This is a genomic window from Mycolicibacter engbaekii, from assembly GCF_002101585.1.
GTDB lineage: Bacteria > Actinomycetota > Actinomycetes > Mycobacteriales > Mycobacteriaceae > Mycobacterium > Mycobacterium engbaekii.
Window position 1 is genome coordinate 24,065 of record NZ_LQOT01000010.1, and the last position, 26,996, is coordinate 51,060.

A 26,996-nucleotide genomic window follows, 5' to 3' on the forward strand; every position below is an offset into this window, starting at 1 on the left:
TGGTTAGACTCCGGCGGAAACGCAATCCGCCGACACGGCAGGGGAGATGAATGGATCTGCGGTGGTCGGAGGAAGACCGGGCATTTCAGGCTGAGGTTCGGCAGTTTCTGGCCGAGAAGCTCACCCCTGAGCTGCGCCGCGCGGGCAGGCTGATGACCAGTGTCTACGCCGACCACGAGGCGAGCATGGCCTGGCAGGCGATTCTGCACGAGCGGGGTTGGGCCGCCCCGGCCTGGCCGGTCAAGCACGGGGGCTGTGACTGGAGCCTGACCCAGCACTACATCTTCAGCCGGGAGTCGACGCTCGCCGGTGCCCCGTCGCTGTCGCCGATGGGAATCCGGATGGTCGCGCACGCCATCATCCGGTTCGGCACCGATGCGCAGAAGGATTACTTCCTGCCGCGGATTCTCACCGGTGAAGTGTTCTTCTGCCAGGGCTACTCCGAGCCGGAGGCGGGCTCGGACCTGGCGTCCCTGTCGATGGCGGCCACCGTCGACGGCGACGACCTGGTCTGCACCGGCAGCAAGATCTGGACCACCCACGCCGGCGAGGCGAACTGGATGTTCGCCCTGGTGCGCACCACCCGTGCCGCCAAGAAGCAGCAGGGCATCACGTTCGTGCTGATCGACATGACCACGCCCGGCATCGAGATCCGTCCGCTGGTGATGACCTCCGGCGAAGAGATCCAGAACCAGGTCTTCTTCGACGACGTGCGGGTCCCCAAGACCAATGTCATCGGGGAGATCGACAGCGGCTGGACGGTGGCGAAGTATCTGCTCGAGTTCGAGCGCGGCGGCGGAGCGGTGGCCCCGGCCCTGCAGGTGGTGGCCGAGGAGATCGCCGAGGCCGCCAAGGATCAGCCGGGACCGGCGGGCGGCAGACTCGCCGACGACCACGCATTCATGCGCAAGCTCGCCGACGCGCGGATCCGCGCCGAGGTTCTGGAGATCCTGGAGTACCAGGTGCTGGCGGCGGTGGCCGAGGGACGCAACCCCGGGGCGTCGTCGTCGATGCTCAAAGTCCTGGGAACCGAGTTGAGCCAGGAGCTGACCGCACTGGCGTTGGAGGCGGCCGGACCGCGCGGGCGGATCTATCAGCCGCACGTCACCGCGCCCGGAGGCCCGATCGCCGATTACCAACCGCCTACCGACGGCTACTCTTCCGGCGAGCCGTGGCAGGCGGTGGCGCCGTTGCGCTACTTCAACGACCGCGCCGGCTCGATCTACGCCGGCAGCAACGAAATTCAGCGAAACATTCTGGCCAAAGCGGCATTGGGGCTCTGATGGACTTCACCTTGAACAATGAGCAGCAGATGCTGCGCGACGGCATCACCAAGTTCCTCGCCGCGCGCTACGACCTCGAGACCAGCCGTGCGGCGGTCAAGACCGGCGCCGGCTGGCAGCCCGGCGTCTGGCGCGCCTTCGCCGAGGAACTGGGCATCCTGGGCGCGACGCTGCCCGAGGAGTTCGACGGAATCGGCGGCGGTGCCGTGGAACTCATGGTCATCACCGAGGCGCTCGGGCATGCGCTGGTGATCGAACCCTACGTCGACGCCGTTGTCGTCGCCGGCGGCCTGTTGCAGCGCTCCGGGAGTCCGCAGGCCTCGGAGGTGCTCAAGGAACTGGTGGCCGGCAACGCCGTGGTGGCATTGGCCGCCACGGAACCGGAATCGGCGGACCGGTGGCAGGACGCGCAGACGACCGCCCGGCCCGACGGTGACGGCTGGGTGCTCAACGGCTCCAAGATCACCGTGGTCGCAGCACCATTGGTCACGCATCTGCTGGTCACCGCGCGCGTCGAGGGCGACGAGGGAGTCTCGTTGTTCCTCACCGAGGCGGGCGCTGCGGGTATCGCGATGCACCCGTACCGGACCATCGACGATCGCAGCGCCGCTGATGTCACCCTGACCGATCTGCGGCTTGGCGCTGACGCATTGCTGGGCGAGCGGGGCGGGGCATGGCCGTCGTTGGCGCAGGCCCGCGACGAAGGTGCGGCGGCGGTCTGCTCCGAAGCGGTCGGGTGCATGCGAAAAGTACTGGCCGACACCGTCGAATACTGCAAGCAACGACAGCAGTTCGGCCAGCCGATCGGTAGTTTCCAGGTGCTGCAACACCGCATGGTGGACATGTTCATGGAAGTCGAGCAGTCCGCTGCAGCGGTGTACCTGGCGATGCTCAACCTCGAGGCCGACGAAGCCACCCGCGCCCGTGCGGTCTCGGCCGGTAAGGCCACCATCGGCCGCGCGGCCCGCTTCGTCGGCGAGCAGGCGGTACAGCTGCACGGCGGGATGGGCATGACCGAGGAGCTGGCCATCGGCCACTACTTCAAACGGCTCACCGCACTGCAGTACGAGTTCGGCACCACCGACCAGCACCTGTCCCGTTACGCAGAGCTGACAAAGCCCTAGCCTGCGCGGTCTACTGCTTCAGCTGGTGCGGACAGTAGGAGTTGGCGGCGGCGGCTGCGAACTGCGCGGCGGCGTCCATGGTCAGCCCGGGGTTGTCGGTCGTGAGTTGTTTGATGACCTGCAATCCCGTCTCGCCGTTGTTGGCCATGCTGCACACGGCGCGGCCGGCCACAATGGCCTGTTCTTCACTGGCGAAGGTGAGCCCCGCCGCCCGTAAGGCCGTCAGGAAGGCGGCGTCGCCGGCACCGCCGTCGCCGTCGCCGGCACCGGGGTCCGCGTGCGCCGGCGCGCCGATGACGGCGGCAACGACCCATGCCGCCACGACGCCACGCGCGACGTTGGCGATCCTGCCCGCTGGAGTTCCTGGGGTCTGCATGCTGCGTAATCCCTTACTGCGAGGTGATGAGGTGTGCGAGTTCGATGTACAGGGGTATCCCGATAGTCACGTTGTAGGAGAACGTCAGGCCCAGCGATGCGGCCAGCGGCAGGCTGGGACTGGCCTCTGGAATCACCAGCCGCTGAATCGCCGGGACAGCGATGTACGACGCCGCACCGCACAACACCGCGAACAACACGTAGGTGCCCAACTGGAAGTGGACGCCGGTCAGCTGCGAGTAGGTGCGCGCCACGAACAGCCCCAGGGTGGCGAAAAGGTTGGGAGCCAGCAGGCCGAAGAAGATGAAACCACGGCCCGCGGCGCGCAGGTCCTTGAGCTTGCGTGCGGCGGTCAGACCCATCTCCAGCAGGAACAGGCACAGCACACCCTGGAATGCGGTGACGAACACCGGGTCGTCGACACCGGTGACCTTGGAGCCCTGTAGGCCGCTGACGAAGCCGATGACGATGCCGCCGAGCAGCAGGCAGATGCCCGGGTTGAGGAAGACCTCCCGCACCAGTTCCCGGTTGATCAGCCGCCCGTTGGGGGTCCCCTCGGTCTCCGCGCGGCGCTGCGGCGTCATCTCCAGCGACAACCCGCCCGTGGGGTCGGCGCCATGGGCTGCCACCACGGTGGGCCGCGCGCCTGCCGGCACGGTGTAGCCCGGCTCGTGGGGCATGTTCCCGTCGGCGTCCATGCCCTTATGCCGTAACCGGGCGACCAGGAACAGCGCCACCAGGCAGCCGGGGATCTCCATGATGGCCAGCATCACGGGCATGTAGGCGTCGAAGGCCATCCCGACGGTGGCCAGCACGCCCATGCAGGTGGCGAAGGTTCCGGCCGAGTCGGAGCCGTAGTAGCCGGCGACCGTTGCCCGGTCGACCTCCCGCATTTTCGTCATGTACTTCAGCAGCAGGTAGGCCAGTGTGCCGATCAGGAAGTTCAAGACGAATCCGACGACGATGAATCCGAGGATTCCGCCGATCTGCGAGAGGTCGATCTCGGCGAGCTCTTCGCCGCCGTGCCAGCCGATGGCCAGCAACAGGTACATCGTCAACCCCTGATACAGCGCGTTCGGGAACTCGAACGGGACCTTGGCGATGGCGATCAGGAAGCCGAAGTAGAAGAACAGCAGCAGTGGCTTGAACAGGTTGTGCGTGAAGTTCTGCCAGAACTCGACAAGCATGTTCGTCTCACTTTCGCGGGGAGGAGATCAGGCGCCGCCGGCGGGCGTCAGCTCAGCGGGGTACCGGTTTTCTTCGAGCCCTTGAGGTGCACGGCGTGGACACCGGGCTTGCGCGACAACTCCTCAAGCAGTTCGTCGAGTCCGGCCTGGTCGACGTTCCAGTGCTGGACCGCCTCGGGCTGGCTCTGCAGCTTGGCGATCACCGCGTCGAGCTTGACCGGAGTCTTGGCCTTACCGCCCTGAATCCGGATGCGCCCGCTGCCGGCGGAGCGCGGGGTGGCGCTGCCCAGGGCTCCGCCGGCCATGGCACCCAGCGCCGCCTGGTTGAGCAGGCCACCGGCCATCCCCGAGGCGGGGGCGGCGGCCACGCCCGCGGCGGGTCCGCCAGTGGCCGCCAGCCGGATCGCCGGGCTGGCAGAGGCCCAACTCGGCGGGACGGACAGGTTGCCCACCAGGTTCGCCTCCGACATGGTGGCCGACACCGTCGAGGAAAGCCCGGCGGCGGTGCCCATCCGAAGCCCGGCGCCCAGACCGCTGACCGGCAGACCTTCGAAAGCCCGGCCCAGCGGAGTCGCAAACTTGGTGAAGGCCCCGATCGGCCAGTTGACCAGCAGTGAGACGTCGTTGAACTGCGTGGTCAGGCCGAGTGGAGCCTTGGCCGCGGCGAACAATGCGGAGAACGTCGCACCGGCGGTGGGGTTACCGGTCAGGGCGGCCAGGGCGCTGTTGATGAAGGTGTTGTACTGGGTCGCTATGTCGGCGAAGAACTGCAGGATCGGGTTGCCGGCCGCAGTGGTCGCCGCCGAACCGACGCTGCTTGCCGCTGCTGCCCCGGCGCTCCCGGTGGTGGTCGGCGGCGGCTCGGCAAACGCGGTGACCTTGGTGGCAGCGGTCGCCGCCGCGGCGTAGGTCTCCATGGCCGCAGCGTCCTGGGCCCACATCTGCATGTACTCGGCCTCATTGGCCGCGATGGCCGCCAGATTCTGGCCGAGCAGGTTGGTGGCCTGCAGCATCGCCTGCTGGGCGCGGTTGGCGGCGACGGCTTCGGGGGGCACGGTGGCCGCGTGCGCGGCTTCGTAGGCGGTAGCGGCGGCCTGCGCCTGGGCGGCAGCCTGGGCGGCCGTGGCCGCGGTCGCCGACATCCACGCGATATACGGCTCGGCGGCGGCGATCATCGCCGCCGCTGAGGGGCCGGTCCATGATTCGCTCGCGAGCGAGGTGAGCACCGCGTTGTATTCGGCTGCCGCCGAACTCAACTCGCCGGCAATTCGACCCCATGCGGTGGCGGCTTCGATCAACGACGCCGACCCGGCGCCGGCGTACATGTTGGCCGAGTTGATCTCCGGGGGGAGCAATGAGAAGTACATTTCGACACCCTTATCTGGTCGAGTGCGACTGGGTCAGCGGGCAGTGGCCGGGTTTGCTCATCGCGGTCTCACTCATCCAGTGCCGGGATCACGATGATGGTGGCCGCCGCGGGATCGGCTTCACCGGGCGGAATGGGACCGAAGGCGTCGGCCCCGCCGCTGTTTCGCAGGGACCGGGTGGCCGCACCGGCACCCTGGGCGGCGGTGGTTCCCATACCGCGGCCCAGCAGGCTGGACAGGGCCATCTGGCCGAACATGGCGTCTTGGCCGGCGACCGCGGCCATCGGAGCGGCCTCCAGCGTCGCCGGCAGGGACGACGCCATGCTGACCAGCTTGGTGGCAGGCGCTGCGACCGCCCAGGAAGCCGGCACCGACAACTTGCCGACCGTGGCCGCATTGCCCAGCGCACCGGTGGCACTGCTCAGCGTTGTGGCTGCCGGTGCTGCATTTGCCAGAGGTGCCAGCGGCAGCAGTGCCCCGGAGATGGCTTTGGGGCCGGCTAAGTAGGACTGCACAGCCATGGCGTTGATCGGCCAGGAGTAGATCTGGCCGGCGGACAGGAACAGACCACCGGGCAGTGACGTCCAGCCCAACAGCGGACTGTAGGCCCCGGTGAGCGTGCCCCAGATCGTGTTCCAGTTGGCCAAGTCCGTCGCGAAGGACGGGGGCAGTGTCGCCGCGGCCGGGTTGGACCCGAGCGTCTGCAGCACCTGGGGCATCGCCGTGAGCATCTGGGAGACCTGTTGGGCGATGTTGGACGCCGACGAGTTCGCGGTCGCCTCTGCGGAGGCGGCCTCCTGGTTGGCGATCCCGGCCGGGTTCATGGTCTCCGGCGGCTGACTGAACGGTGTGAGCGCCGTTGCCGCTGCCGACGATCCGGCGTAGCCGTACATGGCCGCCGCGTCCTGTGCCCACATCTCGGCGTACTCGATCTCGGTGGCGGCGATGGCGGGCGTGTTCTGGCCGAGGAAGTTCGTCGCGATCAGGGTCGCCAGCTGAGTCCGATTCAGGGCGATCACCGGCGGCGGCACGGTGGCGGCGAACGCCGCCTCGTAGGCGGCTGCGGCGGCGCGGGCCTGGTTGGCCGAGTGCTCGGCTTGGGCGGCGGTGGCGGCCATCCACGTCACGTAGGGCTCGGCCGCGCTGGCCATCGAACCGGAGGACGGCCCGGACCATTCCCCGGCGAGGCTTGAGACCACGGACTCGTAGGACGACGCCGTAGAACTGAGTTCCGCGGCGAGCGCGTCCCACGCCGAAGCGGCCGCCAGCAGGGGGCCAGAGCCCGCCCCCGCGTACATCCGGCCGGAGTTGACCTCCGGCGGCAGTGCTGCGAAATCCATCTCGGGTGACTCCTCACGTCACACGTCGGTGCCGGCGCTGGTAAATCGCCGTCAACTAAACCCTAGACGGCGGTTGGCTATTGGGGGTGCCGGCGATGTAACAAGCGTGGGACTTTCCGTTGATAGTGGTAGCAGTGGACTATTGAAAAGTGTTGTGAGACAGCTGGCATAAGGCTATCCGTGGTGGTCGCCGGCTTACTTAAGCAATTTGGCGGCCCGCTGGCAATTAATTCCAAGGAACCGAATTGGCGGCCGGTTCATTTCGCCGGCCAGGCCAACAATCGCCCCGGAAAACCGCGGAAACGCCACATCGTCGGGGCGTGAATTTCCGCACCATTAGCCATCTCAGTCGACCGATGGTACGCAGTCCTTCTGGACAGCGGCTGGCAGTGGACTGGGTCTTGGCTGTCGCTGCGCTGCGCAAGTCCTGGCAGCCAGCCCGGGCCGGCTCAGGGACTGGTCAGCGGAAGCGGACGTGCAAGGTCGCCAAGCCGAAGATCTTCCGGCCGTCGGACTTCGCGGACACCAGGATGACGCCGCTGCGGGTGGCCGGGTCCAGCGATTTGATCCGGCCGCTGAACTCGATGTCGGCGCCTTCCTTGGCGGACACGATCGCCGGTGCGGACAGCCGCACCGCGTAGCGGGTGACGGCGCCCGGGTCGCCGGTCCAGGCCGACGCGAAACCGGCGCCCAGACCCATGGTGAGCATGCCGTGCGCGATCACGTCGGGGAGTCCGGCCAGCTTGGCGATGTCTTCGTCCCAGTGGATGGGGTTGGCGTCGCCGGCGACACCGGCGTAGTTCACCAGGTCGCCGCGAGCCAGCCGGGTGTGGCGCACGGGGAGTTCGTCACCGACCCGGACGTCGTCGAACGACGGGGTCCCCGGGGTACGGGTCAAGCCGCCCTCGGAGATCCGCACCTGCCCTTCGGGCCGCACGGTCTTGTGGTACGCGGCGTCGGCGTCACCCACGTCGAGAATGTTGACGTCGTGCATCATCGCGTTGTGCACGGCGGTCTTGACCGTCGGATCGATGTCTTCGGCTGTCACCCCGACCACGGTGGTGTGCAGGGTGTGTACCCGCTCGCCGGCGGTGTCGGTGAAGGTGTTGGTCACCGTGATCAGGTCGCGGCCCGCGACGCGGCGCACCGAGGTCAGCTCCACGTCGATGTGCAGTTCGTCACCGTCGACGATGGGCCGGTGTTGCTCGAAGACCTCTTCGGTCTGCATGAAGGTGTCGTAACCGACGACCACGGATTCGAACATGCGGCGGTTGCAGGTCATGCCCGGGACCGAGGTGAACGTCAGCGGCGCGACCAGACCCGAGTAACCCATGTCGGCGGCGGCGGCGAGATCCCAGTGCGCGGGGTGGTAGTCCTGCACGGCGCGCGCGTACTCGCGGACCTTCTCCCGACCCACCAGGTAGGTGCCGTCCATTTGGTAGTAATGGCCGACCCGGGCTTGCATCGGTGATGTCTGTGCTGCGGTCATGAGGTGACTCAACCGTTCTATCGGACTGGTTGCGGAAGCCGACCACAGCACCCTAGCGTGCGCGCCGGCGCCCGAGGCTTTCCCTATCCCAGGACGAGTCGCTGGAACGGGCCGTCCCCGCAGAGGTGGTGGGTGGCCACCACCACCGTCCGGTCGGCGCCGAACAGGCCGGGCACCGCGAGAATCGCCCGCAGGAGATCGTCGGCGTCGGCGGCGTCGAGGTGCTCGGTGGGCTCGTCGAGCGCCACGATGGCCGCCGGCGCCAACATGGCCCGGGCCAGCAGCAGCCGCCGCCGCTGTCCCGCCGACAATGCCTGGGCGCCGCCGGCGAGGACGGTGGCCAGGCCGTCGGGCAGACCGGCCAGCCAGGGCTGCAGCCCCACCCGACTCATAGCCGTGCGCAGCTCGTCGTCGTGGCAGTCGCCCCGCGCCACCAGCAGGTTGTCCCGGACGGTGGTCGCGAAGATGTGGGCGTCCTCGGCAAAGAAACCGACGGCGGATCGCAGCTCGGATTCGGCCAGCTCCTGCACCGGGCGGTCGCCGACCCGAACGCCACCGGCCAGCGGTGTCACCAGGCCGGCCAACGTCATCAGCAGGGTCGTCTTGCCGGCCCCGCTGGGGCCGGTGACCGCCAGCCGATCCCCGGGCGCCAGATCGAGCTCGACCCGCACGGATCGCTCGTCGCGAAATCCCGAGACCAGATCGGCGTGCAGCGCCGGGGCCGCACCCGGCGGCGGGCGGCGCGGCGCCGGGCAGGGCGCGATCGGGGGTTCGTCGGGCGCCAGATCGACCAGCCGCCGCGCCGCGATCCGCGCGCGGGTCAGGGCGACGGCGGCCCCCGGCAGTGCGGTGGTCGCCTCGAAGGCCGACAGCGGCAGCAGCATCAGGACCGCCACCGTGGTGGGCGCCAGGACGTCGGCGAGCCCGATCCCGGCTACCGCGGCGCCGAGCACGCTGACCCCGACCGCGGCGGTGGGCAGGGCTGCGGCCAGCGCCGCCGGCTTGGCCGCTGCGTCCAGCGCCGCGCCCCAGGCCTGCTGGCGACGCTGGGACTCGGCGATGACGGCGGGCAGCAGACCGGCGATCCGCAGCTCCGGGGCATGGTCGAGCGCATGGAGCGCCGCGACGTCACGCTCGCCGCGGTGCTCGCGGGCGCTGTCCTGCTGTGCCGCGGCGGCCCGCGCGGCCAGCCACGGCGCCACCACTCCGGCGGCCAGCAGGCAGCCGGCCAGGACCGCCGCGGCCGCCGGCGAGATCGCCGCGACCGCCGCGGTGGCAACGACACCCAGTACCGCTGCCACCCCGATCGGAAGGACGGCCCGGACCAAGACGTCGGAGAGTTCATCGACATCGGAGCCAAGGCGGGCCACCAACTCTCCGCTGCGCAACCGCACCGCGGTCTGCACCGGGCCGTGGGCCAGACGCCGGTAGAGCTGCACCCGGGCGGTGCCCGCCGCCGCCAGGGCCGCGTCATGGCTCACCAGCCGCTCGCAGTAATGCAGCACCCCCCGCGAGATCGCCAGCGCCCGCACCGCCACCACGGCGATCGACAGGTCCAGCACCGGCGGCATCTGCCAGGCCCGGGTGATCAGCCAGGCCGAGACCGCGGCCAACGCCAGCGCGCTGCACAGCGACAGGGTCGCGAGCAGACCGGCCAGCAGCAGCCGGGACAGGCGTGGTCGCAGCAGCCGCAGGGCCGCCACCAGTGGATCAGACCGGCACCGCACGGGCGACTCCCTCGCTGTGAACGGTGACGACCTGATCGGCGATCGCCAGCACGGGGGCGCGGTGGCCCACCACCACCACCGTCGCTCCGGTGCGCGCACGGTCCACCAGGGCCGCCAGCACGCGCTGTTCGGCCGCGGGGTCCAGATGCGCGGTCGGTTCGTCGAGCAACAACACCGGGGCCGGCGAGCCCAGTGCGCGAGCCAACCCGAGCCGCTGTCGTTGCCCCAACGACAACCCCAGCCCGCCGCGGCCCACCCGGGTGCGCGCGCCGTGGGGCAACTCCGCGAGCACCTCGTCGAATCCGGCTGCCGCACAAGCATCCTGCGCATCGGCCAGGTCGCCGAACAGCGTCAGGTTGTCCGCCACGGTGCCCGGGATCAGCGCCGGGCGCTGCGGCAGCCACGACAGTTGGGCCCACCAGCCGGGCAAGTCGAGCGTCGCCACGTCTACGCCGCCCACCGTGATCCGTCCGCAGGACGGACTGGTCAGGCCCGCGATGGCCGCCAGCGTCGTACTCTTGCCCGCGCCGTTGGCTCCGGTCAGCACCGTCACCTGACCGGGCTCGAGCACTGCGTCCAGGCCGGCCGGCGCCGCACCGTCCCGGCCGGCCACGCTGAGGCCCTCGAGCCGTATCGGTGCCCCCCGCGCAGCCACCGCACGGTCCCCCGGAACCCGCTGAGCGGTCTCGCCGATCAGGGCGAAAGCCTGGTCCGCGGCAGCGCGCCCGTCCTCGGCGGCGTGAAACTCCACGCCGATCCGGCGCAGCGGCCAGTACACGTCGGGCACCAGCAGCAAAACGGTCAGCCCGGCGGTCAGGCTCATCTCGCCGAACACCAGCCGCAGACCGATGCTGACGGCGACCACGGCCACGCTCAGCGTGGCCAGCAGTTCGAGGACCAGTGCCGACAGGAACGCGACACGCAGGCTGGCCATGGTCGACCGGCGCTGCGCGCGGGACAGTTCGGCGATGCGGTCCTGCGGCCCGCTCGCCCGCCCGAGCGCGCGCAGGGTGGGGATACCGGCGATCAGGTCCATCAGACGTGCCTGCAACGTGGTCTGGGCCGCCAGGGCCGCCGCCGACCTGTCCGCGGTGGCCAGGCCGATCAGCACCATGAACACCGGGATCAGGGGCAACGTGATGAACGCCAGGACCGCTGACCGCGGGTCGAACGCGGCGATCACCCCGACGGTGATCGGGGTGAGGATCGCGGCCAGCAGCAGCGCGGGCAGATAGGCGCTGAAGTAGGAGCGCAGACCGTCCAGGCCGCGGGTGACCACCGCCGCCGCGGCGTCGCGGTCGGCGGCCAGCCGGCCGGGAGCGCGTGCAGTGACCGCGCGCAGCACCTGCCCGCTGAGTTCGGCGATCACCGCGCTGGCCCCGCGCTGCCCCAGCCTGGCCTGCAGCCAGTGCGCCAGCGTGCGGAGGGCGAACAACGCTGCAAGCGCGGCCAGCAGGGGCGTCCAGTGCGCGACGCTGCGTGTCGACGGTTGCGTGATCACCCCAGACACGATGTGGCCCAACACTATCGCGGATCCGAGTGCGCAGCCCGAGATCACCACTCCGCAGCCCACCATGGCGACCAGGAAGCGGCGCACCGCGGCCGAGGCCCGCCACAGGCGCGGGTCCAGCGGCGCCCGGGAACCCCGGGCGCTCAGGACGGCTGCCTGACCAGCCCGATGGACTGGGGAATCTGCTCGGCGGAGATGCGCTGCCGAAACACCCAATACGTCCAGCCCTGGTACGCGATTGCCAGCGGCGCGAAGATCACCGCCGCCCAGGTCATGATCTTCAACGTGTACGGAGTCGATGAGGCGTTGTAGATCGTCAGGCTCCATTGCGGATCCAACGTGGAGGGCAGCAGCGCCGGATACAGGGCGCCGAACAGCAGGACCACCACGGCCGCCACCACGATCGCCGAGCACGTGAACGCCCAGCCGTCGGACACCCGGCGCCACACCAGCGCCACCGCGGCCAACTGCGCGACCAGCGCGACGCCCAGCACCAGCCAGGTCCAACCGGTGCCGTGGGCGAGCTGGGTCCAGACTCCGAACGCGGCGACCAGCGCGGTCACCGGAAGCGCCAACAGGTTGGCGAATCGGTGCGCGTCGTCGCGAATCGCCCCGGCGGTTTTCAGGCCGGTGAACACCGCGCCGTAGAACAGGAACAAGCCGCCGGTGGCCAGGCCGCCCAGCAGCGTGTAGGCGTTGATCACGTCGCCGAACGCCAGGCGGACGTGGTGGTCGGCCTCCACCGGCAGGCCCCGGACCAGCACGGCGAACGCCACGCCCCACAGGATCGCCGGCAGCCAGGAGCCGGCGGCGATACCGGCATCGGCCCAGGCGCGCCACCGGGGGTCATTGACCTTGCCCCGCCATTCGATCGCGACGGCGCGCACGATCATGCCGAACAGGATGGCCAGCAGGGGCAGGTACAGCGTGGAGAACACCGTGGCGTACCAGTTCGGGAACGCGGCGAACATCGCCCCGCCCGCGGTGATCAACCAGACCTCGTTGCCGTCCCAGAACGGTCCGATCGTGTTCAACGCGGCCCGTCGGTGTGCCTCGGGGTCGCGGGGTCGATGCGGTTTCGCCTCTCCTTCGTCGAGGCTCACTGAACCACCGGGTCGTTGCGGTGGTCCCAGTTTCGCCTCTCCTTCGTCGAGGCTCACTGAACCACCGGGTTTATGCGGTGGTTCCAGTTTCGCCTCTCCTTCGTCGAGGCTCACTGAACCACCGGCACTGACGAGGCCGAAGGGCGCCATCAGCATGCCCACCCCGAAGTCGAAGCCCTCCAGAATGAAAAAGCCGGTGAACAGCACCGCGACCAGCACGAACCACAGCTGTTGTAGGTCCACCGCGGCGACCTCCTTATCCGGTGCTATCCGTTCGACCCGGCCCTAGTAGGCGAATGACAGTGGCGCCACGGCGTTTTCATCCAGCGGTGCCGGCGGCGCAGGTTCGGCATCGTGGTCGGTCGGCCCTTGGGCCACATAGCGGCTGATCAACCAGAACCAGATCACCGCGAGCACGGCATAGACCAGCGTGAACATCACCAGGGAGGTGACCACCACACCCGCGCTGTTTCCCGAGACACCTTGCGCGACGGTCTGCCGTACCCCGGGGTCACCGGTCGGATTGGGGACCACAACCCAGGGCTGACGGCCCATTTCGGTGAAGACCCAGCCGGAGATGTTGGCCAGGAAGGGGGTGGGAATGGTCAGCAGCGCAAACCAGGCGAGCCAGCGCTGGCCGGGGATCTGCCCGCGCCGCGTCAGCCACAGGGCGACCATCGCGAACAGCACCGGCACCAGCAGCAGGCCGATCATCACGCGGAACGACCAATAGGTGACGAACAGATTCGGCCGGTAGTCGCCGGGACCGAACTTCTGCTCGAAGTTCTGCTGGATGTCGCGGACCCCGTCGAGCCGAACACCGCTGACCCTGCCCTGGGCCAGCAGCGGTAGCAGATAGGGCACCTCGATCACTCGGGTGAGGTGGTCGCAGTTGTTCTGCCGCCCGATGGTCAGAACCGAGAAGTTCGGGTCGGTTGCGGTGTCGCACAATGATTCCGCCGACGCCATCTTCATGGGTTGCTGGACGAACATCAGCTTGCCCTGCACGTCGCCGGTCAAGAACAACGCCACCGCGGCGACCAGCGCGACCCAACATCCGAGAACGGTTGCCGGCCGGTACATGGTGGCGGCGTCCACGGCGGCCGCGGGCGAGCCGTCGGCGCGCGACCGGACCATCCACCAGGCGCACACCGCGGCGACGAACGTTCCGGCCGTCAAGAAGGCGCCGGATATCGCGTGCGACAGCGCGGCCTGGGCGGTGTTGTTGGTGAACAGCGCCATGATGCTGTCCAGTTCGGCGCGCTTGTTCTCCGGATTGAAGTGCGCGCCGACCGGATGCTGCATGAACGAGTTGGCGGCGATGATGAAGAACGCCGAGAGGTTCGTGGCGATCGCGACAATCCAGATGCACAGCAGATGTATCGCCCGCGGCAAGCGGTCCCAGCCGAAGATCCACAGTCCGATGAAGGTGGACTCCAAGAAGAAGGCGGCCAGGCCCTCCATCGCCAGGGGGGCACCGAACACGTCGCCGACAAATCGGGAGTATTCGCTCCAGTTCATGCCGAACTGGAACTCCTGGACGATTCCGGTGGCCACACCCAGGGCGAAGTTGATCAAGAAGAGCTTGCCGAAGAACTTGGTCAGCCGGTACCAGGCGGGGTTGTTCGTTCGGAACCACACCGTCTGCATGACCGCGACCAACGGAGCCAAACCGATGGTCAGCGGCACGAAGATGAAGTGGTAGACAGTGGTGATCCCGAACTGCCACCGCGATAAGTCAACGACGTCCATGGGCGATCTCCCCGGGGCTGCGCAGCCGATGCTACGACCAAGGGTAGTAGTTAACGTCGGTAACCGGTAGAGATTTCTTCCGACGCGGGCCGGTGGGGAAGTGCCGGGCGCGCAGGCGGCTAAGCCAGGATGGCGGCCAGCGTGCGCCAGCGGCGATGCCGGTGGGTGAACAGCAGCCGGATGACCATGCGAGTGACCGCGCCGATGATGCCGTCATCGGTCTCGATCTCGTCGGTGTAGCGGCAGCGGTGCTCGTCGAGGGGCGTGAACGTCAACCGATGGTTCCAGGTGCGGACCGGCCCGCTGCGCTCGTTGGTATAGATCGTCAGCTCGTCGAGCTGCCGGATTTCAAGGTGATGGGTCCAGGCGGGGATGACCCCGAACCACCACAGCCGCGCCGACAGGCGGGTCCCGACTTCGAGGCGCTCCGGTGCGGCCAGCCTGGGCAGGGTGACCAGCGGGGCGAGCACGTACTGCATCAAGGCGGGTTTGCGTGCCAGTGCCGCGGCGTGCTGCGCGGAGATCGGTAGGTCGGTGTGCAGGGCGACAATGCTCACGGCAGGCTCCCGGGGTTCACGCGCGGACGGGTGAGTGAGGGGTTGCGGCGCATGCCGTTGCCGGCCGCGAACATCCAGCTGGAACCTACCAGCGGCCGATCTTCCGTGGGCTGCTCGCGATGCGGTAATCTCCGTCCCGGCCCAGACGGAACCCGGGTTCCGCCTGTAGCGCACGTCGGCGCGGCCCAGATCCTCGCGGCAGCAGGGGGCAAGGAGGCGTGGGTGTTCGCACTGGTCCGCAGACTGTGGATACCGCTGCTTCTGGTGGTGGTGATCGCCCTGGGCGCCTACGTGGTGGTGCGGGTCCGCAACAGTTTCGGCGCCGGCGCCCGGGTCGCCACCGCCGACCCCAACGCCGACGAGACCAAACCCTTCAATCCCAAACACATCACCTATGAACTGACGGCCCCCTCGGGCGGCACCGTCAACATCAACTTTCTCGACGAGAACGGGCAACCGCACCTGATCGAGGACGCGCCGTTGCCGTGGTCGCACACCATCGTCACCACGTTGCCGTCGATGTCGGCCAACATCGTTGCGCAGGGCGACACCGCCATGGATCACCTGCGCTGCCGGATCATCGTCGACGACAACGTCCGCGACGACCGCAGCATCGATGAGTACAAGCCCTTCATCTACTGCTTGGTGAAGTCCGTATGAGCAACCGCGTAGGCCAGCCGCGCTCCCGCATCGCCCGGCTGCTCTGGGTGCTGGCCGTGCCCATCATCATCTTCTGGCTGCTCATCGCCATCGGAACGACGGTGTTCACCCCGAAACTGGGCGTGGTGGCGGGCAAGCACTCGGTGCCCATGGCACCGCTGGACGCGCCGGCGTTCAAGGACATGATGGACATCGGCCACAAGTTCGAGGAGTTCGACACCGACTCCACCGCGATGGTCGTGCTGGAGGGTGACGACAAGCTCGGCGACAGCGCGCACGAGTACTACAACGAGATCGTCGCCAAGCTCAAAGCCGACCGGCATGTCCAGAACGTGCAGGACTTCTGGAGCGATCCGCTCACCGCCGCCGGCTCCCAGAGCCCGGACGGCAAGGCCGCCTACGTGCAGGTCTTCCTCGACGGGGCCCAGGGCACCACGCCCAGCCACGCCTCGGTGGCCGCGGTGCGCAAGATCGTCGAGGGTGTGCCCGCCCCGCCGGGCGTGCAGGCGCACGTGGCCGGCAACACGGTGCTCAACACCGACACCCTGATCGCCGCGCATAACAGCATGGAACTGATGACGGCGGTCACCATCGGCGTCATCTTCGTGATGCTGCTCGTCATCTACCGATCACTGCGGTCGGCGATCGTCGCGCTGATCCTGGTGCGCTTCGAACTGTATGCGGCAGAAGGCATTGTGGCCACAGCCGGCAACCTGGACATCATCGGCCTGACCCCGTACGCGGTCAGCATGGTCACGATGCTGACCATTGCCGCCGGCACCGACTACTTCATCTTCCTGCTGGGCCGCTATCACGAGGCACGCTCCCGCGGCCAGGATCGCGAAGAGGCGTTCCATACCGCCTACAACGGCGTGGTCCATGTGATCGTGGGCTCCGGCCTGACCATCGTCGGCGCCTGCCTGTGTCTGACCGCGACCAAGCTGCCGTACTTCCAGACCATGGGTGTGCCGTGCGCCATCGCGCTGGTGGCCACCATGGTGGCGGGCCTGACCCTGGCTCCGGCGGTGCTGGTGGTCGCATCCAAATTCGGGATCTTCGACCCCAAACGTCAAGTCTCCGAACGGGGCTGGCGCCGTATCGGCACCCTGGTGACGCGGTGGCCGAAGCCGATCATCGTGGTGACCACCTTCATCGCGGCGATCGGGTTCGTTGCCCTGGCGACCTACGTGCCCAATTACAACGACCGGCACTTCACCCCCGAGACCATCGCGGCCAACGTCGCCCAGACGGCGGCCGAACGGCACTTCTCCCAGGCCCGGATGAATCCCGAACTGCTCATGGTCGACGCCGGGCACGACCTGCGCAATCCGGCGGACATGCTGGTCATCGATCGGATCGCCAAGACCGTCTTCCACGAGCGCGGCATCGGGCGGGTGCAGACCATCACCCGTCCGCTCGGTGCGCCGATCGAACACAGCTCCATTCCGTTTCAGATCGCCATGCAGGCCTCCGGTCAGCTACAGACCGCGAAGTTCATGAACGATTCCATGGCCTCGATGCTGGAACAGGCCGATGAGATGGGCCGGACCGTGGCCACCATGGAGCACATGTACGGGGTGATGCAGCAGGTCGTCGACAACACCCACGACATGACCGCCCACATGCACGAGCTGCAGGTCGACATCGAGACGGTGCGCGAGCATGTGTCGGACTTCGATGACTTCTTCCGCCCGCTGCGCAGTTACTTCTATTGGGAGCCGCACTGTTTCGACATCCCCATCTGCGCTTCCACGCGGTCGATGTTCGACATGCTCGACGACGTCGACGCCATGACCGATGACATGGGCACCACCATCAAAGACGTCGACCGGCTCGACGTCTTGATGCCGCAGATGCTCGAAGACCTGCCCAAGACCATCGACTCGATGAAGAAGATGCGCGGCTTCATGCTCGCCACCCACAGTTCGATGTCGGGCATCCAGCACCATCTGCAGGAGAACGCCGAAGGTTCGACCCTGATGGGCAAGTTCTTCGACGAGGCCAAAAACGACGACTCGTTCTACCTTCCGCCGGAAGTCTTCGACAACCCCGACTTCATCCGCGGGCTGAAGATGTTCGTCTCGCCCGACGGCCACGCCGTGCGATTCATCATCACCCACCAGGGCGACCCCGCCTCGGTCGAAGGCATCGAGCATGTCCAGGGCATCCGGGACGCCGTCGCGGACGCGATCAAGGGAACTCCGCTGGAAGGCTCGAAGGTGTCGCTGGCCGGCACCGCATCGATGTACAGCGACATGCAGGACGGCGTGAAGATCGACCTGATGATCGCCGGGTTGTCCACGCTGATCCTGATCTTCTCGATCATGCTGCTGATCACCCGCAGCCTGGTGGCGTCGCTGGTGATCGTCGGCACGGTGCTGGCCTCGCTGGGCACCGCCTGCGGGCTGTCGGTGCTGCTGTGGCAGGACATCCTCGGGGTGGGCCTGCAGTGGATCGTGTTGCCGCTGACGGTGATCATCCTGCTGGCGGTGGGATCGGACTACAACCTGCTGCTGGTCTCGCGGCTCAAAGAGGAGATCGGCGCGGGCCTCAACACCGGGATCATCCGCGGCATGGGCGCATCCGGCCGGGTGGTCACCGCGGCGGGCTTGGTGTTCGCGGCGACCATGGCGTCGATGATGGTCAGTGATCTGCGGGTGATCGGGCAGTTGGGCACCGCGATCGCGTTGGGGCTGCTGGTGGACACGTTCATCGTCCGCGCCTTCATGACGCCGGCGATCGCGGCGGCGCTGGGCCGGTGGTTCTGGTGGCCGCTGGACACCTTCAGCATGCGGGACCGGCCGGCGCCCGAGCCGGCTTCCGAGGCCGAACCGATACCACAGCCGACGATGGTGTGAGGCCATGGAGTCACGACTGCGGCACCGCACCGACGGGAGGCTGGATCGCTCTCGCGATCCCGCGATCTTGGATGCCGCACTGGCTATCGTCTCGGAGAACGGCTACGACGCAGCGAATATGAACGACATCGCGGCACGCGCCGGTGTCGGAAAGGCGGCCATCTACCGCCGCTGGTCCTCGAAAGCGGCGCTGGTCACCGATGCGCTCATCTATTGGCGGCCCGATCTGCTCACCAAGGACACCCCCGACACCGGGAGCCTGACCGGCGATCTCGACGCACTCGTGGAGCAGATCGCCCGCAACGACAACGAGCCGTTCCCCAACGACCTGGTGCTGCGGGTCGCCTTGGAGGCTGCGCAGGACCCGGACCTGGCCGCCGCGGTCGACGACCTGCTCCTGGTCAAGGGCAAGGGACTGGTCGCCAAGATCGTCGCGCAGGCCGTGGCGCGCGGCGAGATCGACGCCGACCGGGACTGGTCGCTGGTCGCCGACGTGGTGCTGGCGATGTGCCTGCTGCAGGTGGTCCGCGGTCAGAGCATCGACGCGGCATTTGTCCGGGCCGTCATCGACACGCTGGTTCTGCCGGCATTGCGGGCGCGGTGAGAGGCGGCGCAACCCAGCGCCGCAAGTCGAGAGCTCACAACACGGCGAGGTCCGCCAACGCATCGGCGAAGGCCGCCAGGTCGGCGGCGAACAGTCCGGGCTGCTCGAAAGCGGCGAAGTGCCCGCCGCGCTCCTGGACGCTGTAGTGGACCAGGTTGTAGCGCCGTGCGGCCCACGTCCGCGGTGTCTGCACCAGCTCGTAGGGGTAGACCGCGTAGCCGGTGGGCACCGTGACATGACCCCGCCATGAGCCGAGCGCGCCGGAGCGGGCGGACTCGCAATACAGGCGGGCCGAGGAGGTCCCGGTCACGGTCAGCCAGTAGAACATCAGGTTGTCGATGAGCCGGTCGGTGCTGATCGGCATGCCGTCGCGGGTGTCGCACCAGGCATGGAACTTCTCCAGAATCCAGCCGGCCAGTCCGACGGGTGAGTCGTCGAGTCCATATCCCACCGAATGCGGCCGCGTCGCTTGCTGATTCATATACGCCCTGCCGTCGGCGGTACGCTGCACCGAGGCAGCGATAGCCGCCTGCTCGGCCGCCGTCACCGCGGCCATCAGACCGGGATCGTCGCGGTCCGGCGGGGCAAAGCACATGTTGGTGTGGATAGCCGCGACCCGTCTCGTGTAGTGCTCGCCGAGCCAGCGGGTGACCAGCGCGCCCCAGTCGCCGCCCTGGGCGACATACCGGTGATAGCCCAGCTGGCCCATCACATCGTCCACGGCAGCCGCCACGGCAGCGACGTCGACACCGGGCCGGCGGGTCGGACCGGAGAAACCGTAGCCGGGCATCGAGACGACGACGACGTGGAATCGCTGACGCAGCAGCGGAAGTACGTCGAGGAACTCCACGATCGAGCCGGGCCAGCCGTGCGTCACAACCAAGGGGAGGGCATCGCGGTCGGGCGACCGGACGTGCAGAAAGTGCACCCGCTGGCCGGCGGCCGCGGTGACGAACGAGCCGAATTCATTGACCTCGGCTTCCACCTGCCGCCAGTCGTAGGTGTGCAGCCAACGATCCACGACCGCCTTGAGGAAGGCTTGGTCGGTTCCGTAATCCCATCCGGCCCCATCGATCTCGGCCGGCCACCGGGTGTTGGCGAGCCGGCGGCGCAGATCATCCAGCTCGGACTCGCTGACGCGCAGCGGCCAGGGTTCAGGTCTGTTCACGGCCGCCTCCGCTTCGGCTGCCGGGAGGACCGAGCCTCCCCGGCGGAAGCTGCCTTCAGCTCAGGCACTTGCACACCCTATCGAGATGTGTACAAATTGATCAACGCCTATCCGCGCCCGTCGCCGTACGTCGTCGCCGGTACCGCCGAAATGACCTGAAAGGAAGCAACAGTTGCCCCGGATGTACCCGTGCGCGAAGGTCGGCCTCGACTATCTGGAGCAGGCTCCACAGCGGTTCAGCAACAGCGTCGACCTGGCCGTGACGCCGGGCCAGATCTGGGAGGTGCTGGCCGACGCCGATGCATGGCCCCGCTGGGCCAGTGTGATCACCAACGTGACCTGGACCAGCCCTGAGCCGCACGGAGTCGGGACCACCCGAGTGGTCGACATGCGTGGCGGGATAGTCGGCGACGAGGAGTTCCTGGCCTGGGAACCCGGACAGCACATGGCCTTTCGGTTCAACGCGAGCTCAACGTCGGCATTGGCGGTGTTCGTCGAGGACTATCGCATCGAGCCCACCGCACAAGGCTGCCGGCTCACCTGGACGCTGGCCAACCAGCTGACCGGGCCGGCCCGGTGGGCGTCCCCGATCAGTGCCCCGCTGATGAACCTGGGGTTCCGCCGCTTCCTGTCCAACCTGCGCCGCTATACCGACAAGCGTTTCGCGACGGCGAGCCGCGGATAGGGCAGCCGGGTATGGACGCGGCCGATTGGTCGTTGGAGCAGGGCGCGCCTCAGACCGGCCGCACCGCGGTGGTCACCGGGGCCAACACCGGGGTCGGTCTTGAAGTGGCCAGGGGATTGGCGGCGCTGGGTGCCACCGTCGTACTGGCCTGTCGCAACAGTGCCGCTGCAGCAGAGGCGCGGCGCGACATCCTCCGGTCGGCTCCGGAGGCGCGCGTCGACGTCGTTCATCTCGATGTCAGCGACCTGAGCTCGGTGCGTGCCTGCGCGGACGAGCTGCGGGCCGGCTATCCGGTCATCGACATCCTGGTCAACAACGCCGGTGTCATGCACCAGAGCCGGCAGGTGACCTCCGACGGGTTCGAGGGCGATTTCGGAACGAATTTTCTCGGCCCGTTTGCCTTGACGGGCCTGCTGCTCGATCACCTGCGCGCGTCCACCGCAGGCCGGATCGTCGCGGTGAGCAGCAAGACCCACCGCAGCGGCCGGATCGCCTTCGAGGATCTGCAGTCGGAGAAGGTCTTCACGATGGCGAAGGCCTACGCGCAGTCCAAGCTGGCCCAGTTGATGGTCACCTACGAGCTGCAGCGGCGGCTGGAAGCTGCGGGCAGCGCGGCCATGGCGCTCGCCGCGCACCCCGGGGGCACCCGCACCTCGATCCTGCGCGAGCAGCCGGGGGCGATCCGCTGGGTGTTCAACAGCCGCTTCCGCTATCTGACCGGTTGGTTCACCCAAGGGCCGGCGCAGGGGGCGCTGCCCATGTTGCGGGCTGCGACCGATCCGGCCGCCACCGGGGGCCAGTTCTACGGCCCGGGAGGCCGTTTCGAGCAGATCGGACCGCCGATACCGGTACGGGCCGCCGGCCGGGCGCTCGACGTCGATGCCCAGCAGCGGCTGTGGGCGATCGCCGAAGAACTCACCGGGGTCACGTATGCGCTGCCGGGCGGTCCGGCATAGCGCCGGCGCCACGTCGGGCGGTTGAGCATCGGAGGGGCCAGGTGTTGACCACCCCGCGCCCGCAATGCTAAGCAGGTGCACAGCATCCCTGCCGCCGCGACCAGAAGGATCTGTGCATGACAGTGCAGTCGGTAATCAACGATCTTGCGAGCCGCCCGGGCACCGGTGACGTCATCGCGGTCATCGACCCCGCCACCGAGGAACAGATCACCGAGTTCCGTGACGCCGGTCCCGAAGCCGTCGACGAAGCCGTCGCCCGCGCCAAGGCGGCCTATCAGTCCGGCGTGTGGACCGACCTCCCGGCTCGCCAGCGCGCCAAGGTGCTGTGGAAGCTCGCAGACCTCATCGACGAGCACGCCGAGGAGTTCGCCGAGCTGGAATCACTGGACTCGGGCATGCCGCCGGCGCAGTCCGCGATGATCGTGTCGACCTGCGCGGAGTTCTACCGGTACTACGCGGGGTGGTGTACGAAGCTCAACGGCAGCAGCTACCAGGTGCAGATGGAGGGCGGCGTCACCGGCACCTACGCCAACATGCATGCCTACACGGTGAAGGAACCCTATTCCGTGGTGGGCTTGATCTATCCCTGGAACGGTCCGCTGTTCAACGCGTGCGCCAAGATCGCCCCGGCGTTGGCGGCCGGCTGCAGCAGCGTGGTCAAGCCGGCCGAGGAGACGCCGCTCTCGGCGGTGTTGCTGGAACGGCTGATCGGCGAGGCCGGTGTTCCCGACGGCGTCACCAACTTCGTCATCGGTTACGGCGCCACCGCGGGCGCGGCGATCACCAACCATCCCGACGTGGAGAAGGTGGCGTTCACCGGTTCGACCGAGGTCGGCAAGGAAATCATGCGCAACTGTGCGGACAACCTGAAGAAGGTCACCCTCGAGTTGGGCGGGAAGTCCCCGGTCCTGATCTATGAGGACGCCGACCTGGACATGGCGATCATGATGGCCGCGATGGGCATCTTCGTGCACTCCGGCCAGGGATGCGTCTGCGGCTCAAGGGTCTTCGTGCAGCGCAGCGTCTATGAGCGCGTGGTGGCGGGCATCGCGATGATCGGTGACAACCTGGTGCTCGGGGGGCCCAAGGACGAGGGATCGATGATCAGCCCGCTGGTCAGCGCCAAGCAACTCCAGCGCGTCATGGGCTACATCGATCAGGGCAGGCGCGACGGCGTCGAGATCGTCAGCGGCGGTTACCGGCTGGACCGCAAGGGCTACTTCGTCAAACCCACCGTGATCACCAACGTGGACCCGGCCACCAGCCGGCTCTACAAGGAGGAGATCTTCGGCCCGGTCGTCACCGTCTTGCCGTTCGACGACGACGACGAAGCCGTGGCGATGGCCAACGACACCAGCTACGGATTGGCCGCCACGGTCTGGACCACCAACCTGGCTCGCGCCCACAACCTGGGCAAGCGGCTGCAGGCCGGCATGGTGGGGCTGAACTGCCAGCTGACCTTCGACCACAACGTCCCGTTCGGCGGCTACAAGCAGTCCGGCGTCGGCAAGGAGTTCGGCTACGAGGGCATCGATGGCTACCTGAAGACCAAGTCGGTCTGGGCGGCGCTCTGAGTTCCGGCCGGTTCGACCGGCGGGTTGGGCCACCAGATCCGGTCGCCGATCAAGGCGAAGAGCGCTGGAATCACCAGTGTGCGAACAACGAAGGTGTCCAACAGGATTCCGAGACCGACGATGATGCCCAGCTGCGTCAGCACGATCAACGGCAGCACCCCCAGGACGCAGAACACCGCAGCCAGCACGATCCCGGCGCTGGTGATGACCCCACCGGTCGCCGAGACCGCGCGCACCATCCCTTCGCGGGTGCCGTGGCCGGGGGTCTCCTCGCGGGCCCGGGTCACCAGGAAGATGGTGTAGTCCACTCCCAGCGCAACCAGGAACAGGAACGCGAACAGGGGAGTGCTGTTGTCCAGGGCCGGAAATCCGAACAGATGCAGGCTGGCCCAGCCGCCCAAGCCGAGCGCCGCCAGGGCGCTGAGCACCGTCGCCGCCACCAGGACCGGCGGCGCCAGCACCGCCCGAAGCAGGACGAACAGCACCGCGAGAACCACCAGCAGGATCAGCGGAATCAGCACCGTGCGGTCGCGGATGGCGGCGTCGCGGATGTCGAGGGCCTCGGCGTCCGCCCCGCCGACCAACGCGCGGGAATCCACGGCGCGCACCGAATCGCGAAGCCCGGAAACAGTCTCAAAAGCCGCGTCGGTCGCCGGTGCGGCGTCGAGAACCACCGACCACATGGTCCGTCCGGTCTCGGAAACACCGGTCTGCACCGCCGAGACGACGCCCGGTACCGCGGTGATCGCCCGGTTGAGCTGTGCAGAGCGGGCGGTCGGGCCGATCACGACGGCCGGACTCGCAGCGCCTTCCGGGAAGTGTTCTGCCAGCCGGTCGAATCCGGTCACCGAGTCGGCTTGTAACCGGAACTGCTCGGTCTGCGACAACCCGACCCCGGTGCCCAGCAGTCCGGCCGCCGATACCGCCAGGACGGCAACCGCCGCCGTGCACACCGCTGCCGGGTGGCGCGAGACGGCGTCGGCGACCCGGTGCCATGGGCCTGACGATGTCGGCGCCGCATCTCCGGTGGGCCGGGGAATGAACGGCCAGAACAGTTTCCGGCCGAACAGTGCCAGTAGTGGGGGCAGCAGCAGCAGGACGAATACGGCGGCCACCACCAGCCCGCAGCTGGCGCAGACTCCCAGGCTGCGGGTGCTCGGGGTGACCGCCAGGATCAGCGTCAGCAGGGCCAGCACCACGGTGGCATTGCTGGCCAGGATCGCCGGGGCGGCGGCGGCCACCGCGCGGCGCAGCGCAGCGCGGTGGTCGGGGGCCACGCGGAGTTCTTCGCGGTAGCGCGAGATCAGCAGCAGCGCGTAGTTGGTGCCGGCGCCGAAGACCAGAACGCTGGTGATCCCGGCGGTCGACCCGTCCAGGGTCACACCCGCGGCATTCGCGACGGCGGATCCGGCCACGGTGGCCACCCGGTCGGCCAGCGCGATCACCAGCAGGGGCACCAACCACAGCACCGGCGACCGGTAGGTGACGATCAACAGCAGCGCCACCACCAGGGCGGTGACCACCAACAAGGTGACATTGGCGCCGGTGAAGGCATCGGCGATATCGGCGCCGAATGCCGGCCCGCCGGTTATGTGCGTGGACAGCCCGGCCGGCAGACCGTCGTCGGCAGCGGCGCGCAACGCCTTGACCGTGTCGGTGAGCGCGAAGCCGGATAAGCCGGCGTTCAACGGCACCGCGGCCACGGCCGCTTCGCGGTCGGCGGAGACCTGCACCGGCACAGCCGGACCGGGCAGCACCTGGGGCACCTGCGCCAGCCGATCGCGGGCCGCATTGAGTGCCGCGAGGTCTTCGGGCGTCAGCGGCTCTCCGTCGGTACGGGTGGCGACCAACAGCGCCGTGGCCTGTTCCCCGCCGGCGAAGGTGGGCAGTGCTGCGGCGACGCGGGCGGATTCGGCGCTGGCCGGAAGGGACTCCGGCGATCGTGTCGCGGAGTCATCGCCCCCGCTGAGCGCCAACAGTGCGACGGCGACCAGCAACGGAAGCAGCGCGATGAGCCAGGAGCGGCGGCCGGTCACGGCAGCGGACAAGCGGTCCCAGACCATTCGGTGAGCATGGCACCGATTCCGCGAGTGGACAACCGAATGCGACCGCGGGCCGCTACTGTAGGCCGGTGACCGGCGGTGCGAATATCGAGTTCTCGCGCCGTGTCTTCCTGCGCGATGCCGTCTGGGCGGTACCGGTCGCCGCAGCTGTGCTGGCCAGCCCCCGTGCGTTGGCGGCGCCTGCTCGCTCCGGCGGGTGCGATGATCCCGACCAGGTGATCGACAATTGCGTTGTGGCGCTGCCACAGGAGTTCAGCTGGACCAGCTTCTCCACCAGCCCCGCCGTCGGCGGAGGCACTGACTACGCAATCCAGTTCACCACCAGGATCACGCCGGGTCCGCCGGTACCGGCGGACGCCACCGGCTACCGCATCGACAGTCTGCGCATCGCCGGTACCTCGCCCGAAGGTTCGGCGTTCTCTGTGGCGCCGTCGGTGGGCGAGAGCGGTTCACGCGCCATCTGGATACGGTCGGACTCGTCGCTCCGTTTCGTGCTGGACGCACCCTGGGACCCCAAGCAGCTGGTCCGCACCTTCGACTACACCTACAACGTGGTCTACCTGAACGCGGCGACCGAGATCCAAACGTGCACATATGCGACGACAATGCGGCTCGCCGACAACCGTGCCGCTGCGGGCGGGGTCGGATCGGTGGCGTTCTCTGTGCCGCGGCTGGCGTCCTGCGGCCTCTGACGTCAGCGGCCCGGGATCGGCTGGTCGTCGTCGCGGTGACCGAAAACCCCGAAGCCGTCCACCAGTTGGGGAGACGGCGCAGGGGACCAGTCCCACCCGGCGATCTGACGGCGGGAGCGCCTGCTCAACAGTCCACGCAGCAGCTCATAGCCGTCGACGCGCAATACGGTGACGGCGTCGCCGGATCCGGACCGCCATTCCCGGCCCAGCTCGTCGGTGATCACCAGGCTTTCGGCTTCCGGAAGCCGCCGGCCGGGCAGGTGGCCCATGGCGTCCAGGAAGGGCTGCCAATGCTCACGATCGACGCGGCCCAGGCCGAGCGCCTCGTGCAGGTCGGCCTCATGACAGATCGCATCGGCTGCCAGGTTGGGCCCGGCGAACCGTTCGGGCAGGGTTGCTTCCACCGCCGGGGAGGCGAGCTCCCACTCCTTGAGCAGCTCGCCGACTGGGCGGTCGCGGCGCTCGGCGACGTGCCGCGCGGTCCAGGAAGGACCCGGCGCCCCGTCGAGTCGCTGGGCACGGGCGTCCGCGGCGCCACCGGTCAGGTGAGCCAACACCTCATGCACCGACCATCCGGGCGTCGCCGGAACCGGCAGCCTCAGCTGGCTCTCGCTGAGCCCCTCGGCCAGTTTGCTGATCCGGGCGCGGGCGGCGCGGTAGATGGCGTCAAGCATCACAGAACCTCCTGGCGAGTTGGGACGGCGGGCGGCCGACGCTTTTCACCCTACCCGTTAATTTAAGAAAATTAAGGGATCGGTGGCAGAGAAATAAGATTTGGGCCGGTGTGCCGCCCTTTTGTCGCGATATATGGGCTTACGACTGTAAAGAAACTGGCGTTAGGATAGGTGTCAGCTAACACAGACAACAGAAGATGTTATTCAGAACCCAAGTGGGGACAACTAACAGGCCGTTAGGATCACCC

22 protein-coding genes are annotated in these 26,996 nt (G+C 68.1%); 9 read left to right on the top strand and 13 right to left on the bottom strand.

Going from position 1 to position 26,996, the window contains the following annotated elements:
• Nucleotides 1-50 precede the first annotated feature (50 nt).
• Both AWC02_RS01680 and AWC02_RS01685 read left to right on the top strand, forming a co-directional pair.
• Entirely contained in the window at nt 51-1,283 is a 1,233-nt protein-coding gene (locus AWC02_RS01680; protein WP_085126633.1) for an acyl-CoA dehydrogenase family protein, read from the top strand.
• Nucleotides 1,283-2,407, top strand: a complete 1,125-nt coding sequence (locus AWC02_RS01685) for an acyl-CoA dehydrogenase family protein (RefSeq protein WP_085126635.1) — start codon at nt 1,283-1,285, stop codon at nt 2,405-2,407. Before AWC02_RS01680 ends, AWC02_RS01685 begins: the two co-directional genes overlap by 1 nt.
• 10 nt (nt 2,408-2,417) lie before the next feature.
• Here AWC02_RS01685 and AWC02_RS01690 read toward each other — a convergent pair whose 3' ends face one another.
• The 10 genes from AWC02_RS01690 to AWC02_RS01735 all read right to left on the bottom strand — a co-directional run bounded on the left by AWC02_RS01690 (nt 2,418) and on the right by AWC02_RS01735 (nt 14,736).
• Entirely contained in the window at nt 2,418-2,783 is a 366-nt protein-coding gene (locus tag AWC02_RS01690) for a DUF732 domain-containing protein (RefSeq protein ID WP_085126638.1), read from the bottom strand.
• A gap of 13 nt (nt 2,784-2,796) precedes the next feature.
• Complete coding sequence (locus tag AWC02_RS01695; RefSeq protein WP_085126640.1) at nt 2,797-3,969, bottom strand: sodium-dependent bicarbonate transport family permease; 1,173 nt, start codon at nt 3,967-3,969, stop codon at nt 2,797-2,799.
• A gap of 47 nt (nt 3,970-4,016) precedes the next feature.
• The gene (locus AWC02_RS01700; RefSeq protein WP_085126642.1) at nt 4,017-5,336 is read right to left on the bottom strand and encodes a PPE family protein; all 1,320 of its coding nucleotides are present in this window, start codon (nt 5,334-5,336) and stop codon (nt 4,017-4,019) included.
• Between the two features lie 68 nt (nt 5,337-5,404).
• Nucleotides 5,405-6,676 carry a PPE family protein gene (locus AWC02_RS01705; RefSeq protein WP_085126644.1) on the bottom strand — a complete coding sequence of 424 codons (1,272 nt, stop codon included), beginning with the start codon at nt 6,674-6,676 and terminating at the stop codon, nt 5,405-5,407.
• A 460-nt stretch (nt 6,677-7,136) separates the two neighbouring features.
• Nucleotides 7,137-8,165 (bottom strand): fused (3R)-hydroxyacyl-ACP dehydratase subunits HadA/HadB, encoded by a 1,029-nt coding sequence (locus AWC02_RS01710; RefSeq protein WP_085126646.1) that lies wholly within the window; start codon nt 8,163-8,165, stop codon nt 7,137-7,139.
• 83 nt (nt 8,166-8,248) lie between these two features.
• Nucleotides 8,249-9,892, bottom strand: a complete 1,644-nt coding sequence (gene cydC / locus AWC02_RS01715) for a thiol reductant ABC exporter subunit CydC (RefSeq protein ID WP_085126648.1) — start codon at nt 9,890-9,892, stop codon at nt 8,249-8,251.
• Entirely contained in the window at nt 9,876-11,465 is a 1,590-nt protein-coding gene (cydD, locus tag AWC02_RS01720; protein WP_237160283.1) for a thiol reductant ABC exporter subunit CydD, read from the bottom strand. The genes cydC and cydD overlap by 17 nt, the downstream gene beginning before the upstream one ends.
• 80 nt (nt 11,466-11,545) lie before the next feature.
• A complete protein-coding gene (gene cydB / locus AWC02_RS01725; protein WP_207567972.1) occupies nt 11,546-12,748 on the bottom strand; it encodes a cytochrome d ubiquinol oxidase subunit II in 1,203 nt (400 codons plus the stop codon).
• A gap of 42 nt (nt 12,749-12,790) precedes the next feature.
• Nucleotides 12,791-14,257, bottom strand: a complete 1,467-nt coding sequence (locus tag AWC02_RS01730) for a cytochrome ubiquinol oxidase subunit I (protein ID WP_085126651.1) — start codon at nt 14,255-14,257, stop codon at nt 12,791-12,793.
• 119 nt (nt 14,258-14,376) lie between these two features.
• Nucleotides 14,377-14,736: a hypothetical protein gene (locus AWC02_RS01735; RefSeq protein ID WP_419179192.1), complete on the bottom strand. Its 360-nt coding sequence runs from the start codon at nt 14,734-14,736 to the stop codon at nt 14,377-14,379.
• Nucleotides 14,737-15,036: 300 nt separating this feature from the next.
• Between AWC02_RS01735 and AWC02_RS01740 the strand changes: the two genes are divergently transcribed.
• From AWC02_RS01740 to AWC02_RS01750, 3 genes are read left to right on the top strand one after another with little or no spacing between them, the layout of a single operon-like run.
• The gene (locus AWC02_RS01740) at nt 15,037-15,474 is read left to right on the top strand and encodes an MmpS family transport accessory protein (protein ID WP_109559646.1); all 438 of its coding nucleotides are present in this window, start codon (nt 15,037-15,039) and stop codon (nt 15,472-15,474) included.
• Nucleotides 15,471-18,332 (top strand): MMPL/RND family transporter, encoded by a 2,862-nt coding sequence (locus AWC02_RS01745; RefSeq protein ID WP_085126655.1) that lies wholly within the window; start codon nt 15,471-15,473, stop codon nt 18,330-18,332. Before AWC02_RS01740 ends, AWC02_RS01745 begins: the two co-directional genes overlap by 4 nt.
• A 4-nt stretch (nt 18,333-18,336) precedes the next feature.
• On the top strand, nt 18,337-18,936 hold the full coding sequence (locus AWC02_RS01750; RefSeq protein ID WP_085126657.1) for a TetR/AcrR family transcriptional regulator: 600 nt from the start codon (nt 18,337-18,339) through the stop codon (nt 18,934-18,936).
• Nucleotides 18,937-18,970: 34 nt separating this feature from the next.
• On the opposite strand, the gene AWC02_RS01755 is transcribed toward AWC02_RS01750, so the two are convergent.
• Nucleotides 18,971-20,104: an epoxide hydrolase family protein gene (locus tag AWC02_RS01755; protein WP_085126659.1), complete on the bottom strand. Its 1,134-nt coding sequence runs from the start codon at nt 20,102-20,104 to the stop codon at nt 18,971-18,973.
• A 181-nt stretch (nt 20,105-20,285) separates the two neighbouring features.
• Here AWC02_RS01755 and AWC02_RS01760 point away from each other — a divergent pair, with 181 nt between their 5' ends.
• From AWC02_RS01760 to AWC02_RS01770, 3 genes are all read left to right on the top strand, one after another.
• Nucleotides 20,286-20,789 carry an SRPBCC family protein gene (locus AWC02_RS01760; protein WP_085126661.1) on the top strand — a complete coding sequence of 168 codons (504 nt, stop codon included), beginning with the start codon at nt 20,286-20,288 and terminating at the stop codon, nt 20,787-20,789.
• A gap of 11 nt (nt 20,790-20,800) precedes the next feature.
• Complete coding sequence (locus tag AWC02_RS01765; RefSeq protein ID WP_085126663.1) at nt 20,801-21,745, top strand: oxidoreductase; 945 nt, start codon at nt 20,801-20,803, stop codon at nt 21,743-21,745.
• A 116-nt stretch (nt 21,746-21,861) separates the two neighbouring features.
• The gene (locus AWC02_RS01770) at nt 21,862-23,319 is read left to right on the top strand and encodes an aldehyde dehydrogenase family protein (protein ID WP_085126665.1); all 1,458 of its coding nucleotides are present in this window, start codon (nt 21,862-21,864) and stop codon (nt 23,317-23,319) included.
• On the opposite strand, the gene AWC02_RS01775 is transcribed toward AWC02_RS01770, so the two are convergent.
• Nucleotides 23,283-25,382: an MMPL family transporter gene (locus AWC02_RS01775; RefSeq protein ID WP_207567973.1), complete on the bottom strand. Its 2,100-nt coding sequence runs from the start codon at nt 25,380-25,382 to the stop codon at nt 23,283-23,285. The genes AWC02_RS01770 and AWC02_RS01775 overlap by 37 nt on opposite strands.
• Before the next feature lie 68 nt (nt 25,383-25,450).
• Between AWC02_RS01775 and AWC02_RS01780 the strand changes: the two genes are divergently transcribed.
• Complete coding sequence (locus AWC02_RS01780; RefSeq protein WP_085126667.1) at nt 25,451-26,074, top strand: hypothetical protein; 624 nt, start codon at nt 25,451-25,453, stop codon at nt 26,072-26,074.
• A gap of 2 nt (nt 26,075-26,076) precedes the next feature.
• On the opposite strand, the gene AWC02_RS01785 is transcribed toward AWC02_RS01780, so the two are convergent.
• Nucleotides 26,077-26,748, bottom strand: a complete 672-nt coding sequence (locus tag AWC02_RS01785) for a maleylpyruvate isomerase family mycothiol-dependent enzyme (RefSeq protein WP_085126669.1) — start codon at nt 26,746-26,748, stop codon at nt 26,077-26,079.
• Nucleotides 26,749-26,996 lie beyond the last annotated feature (248 nt).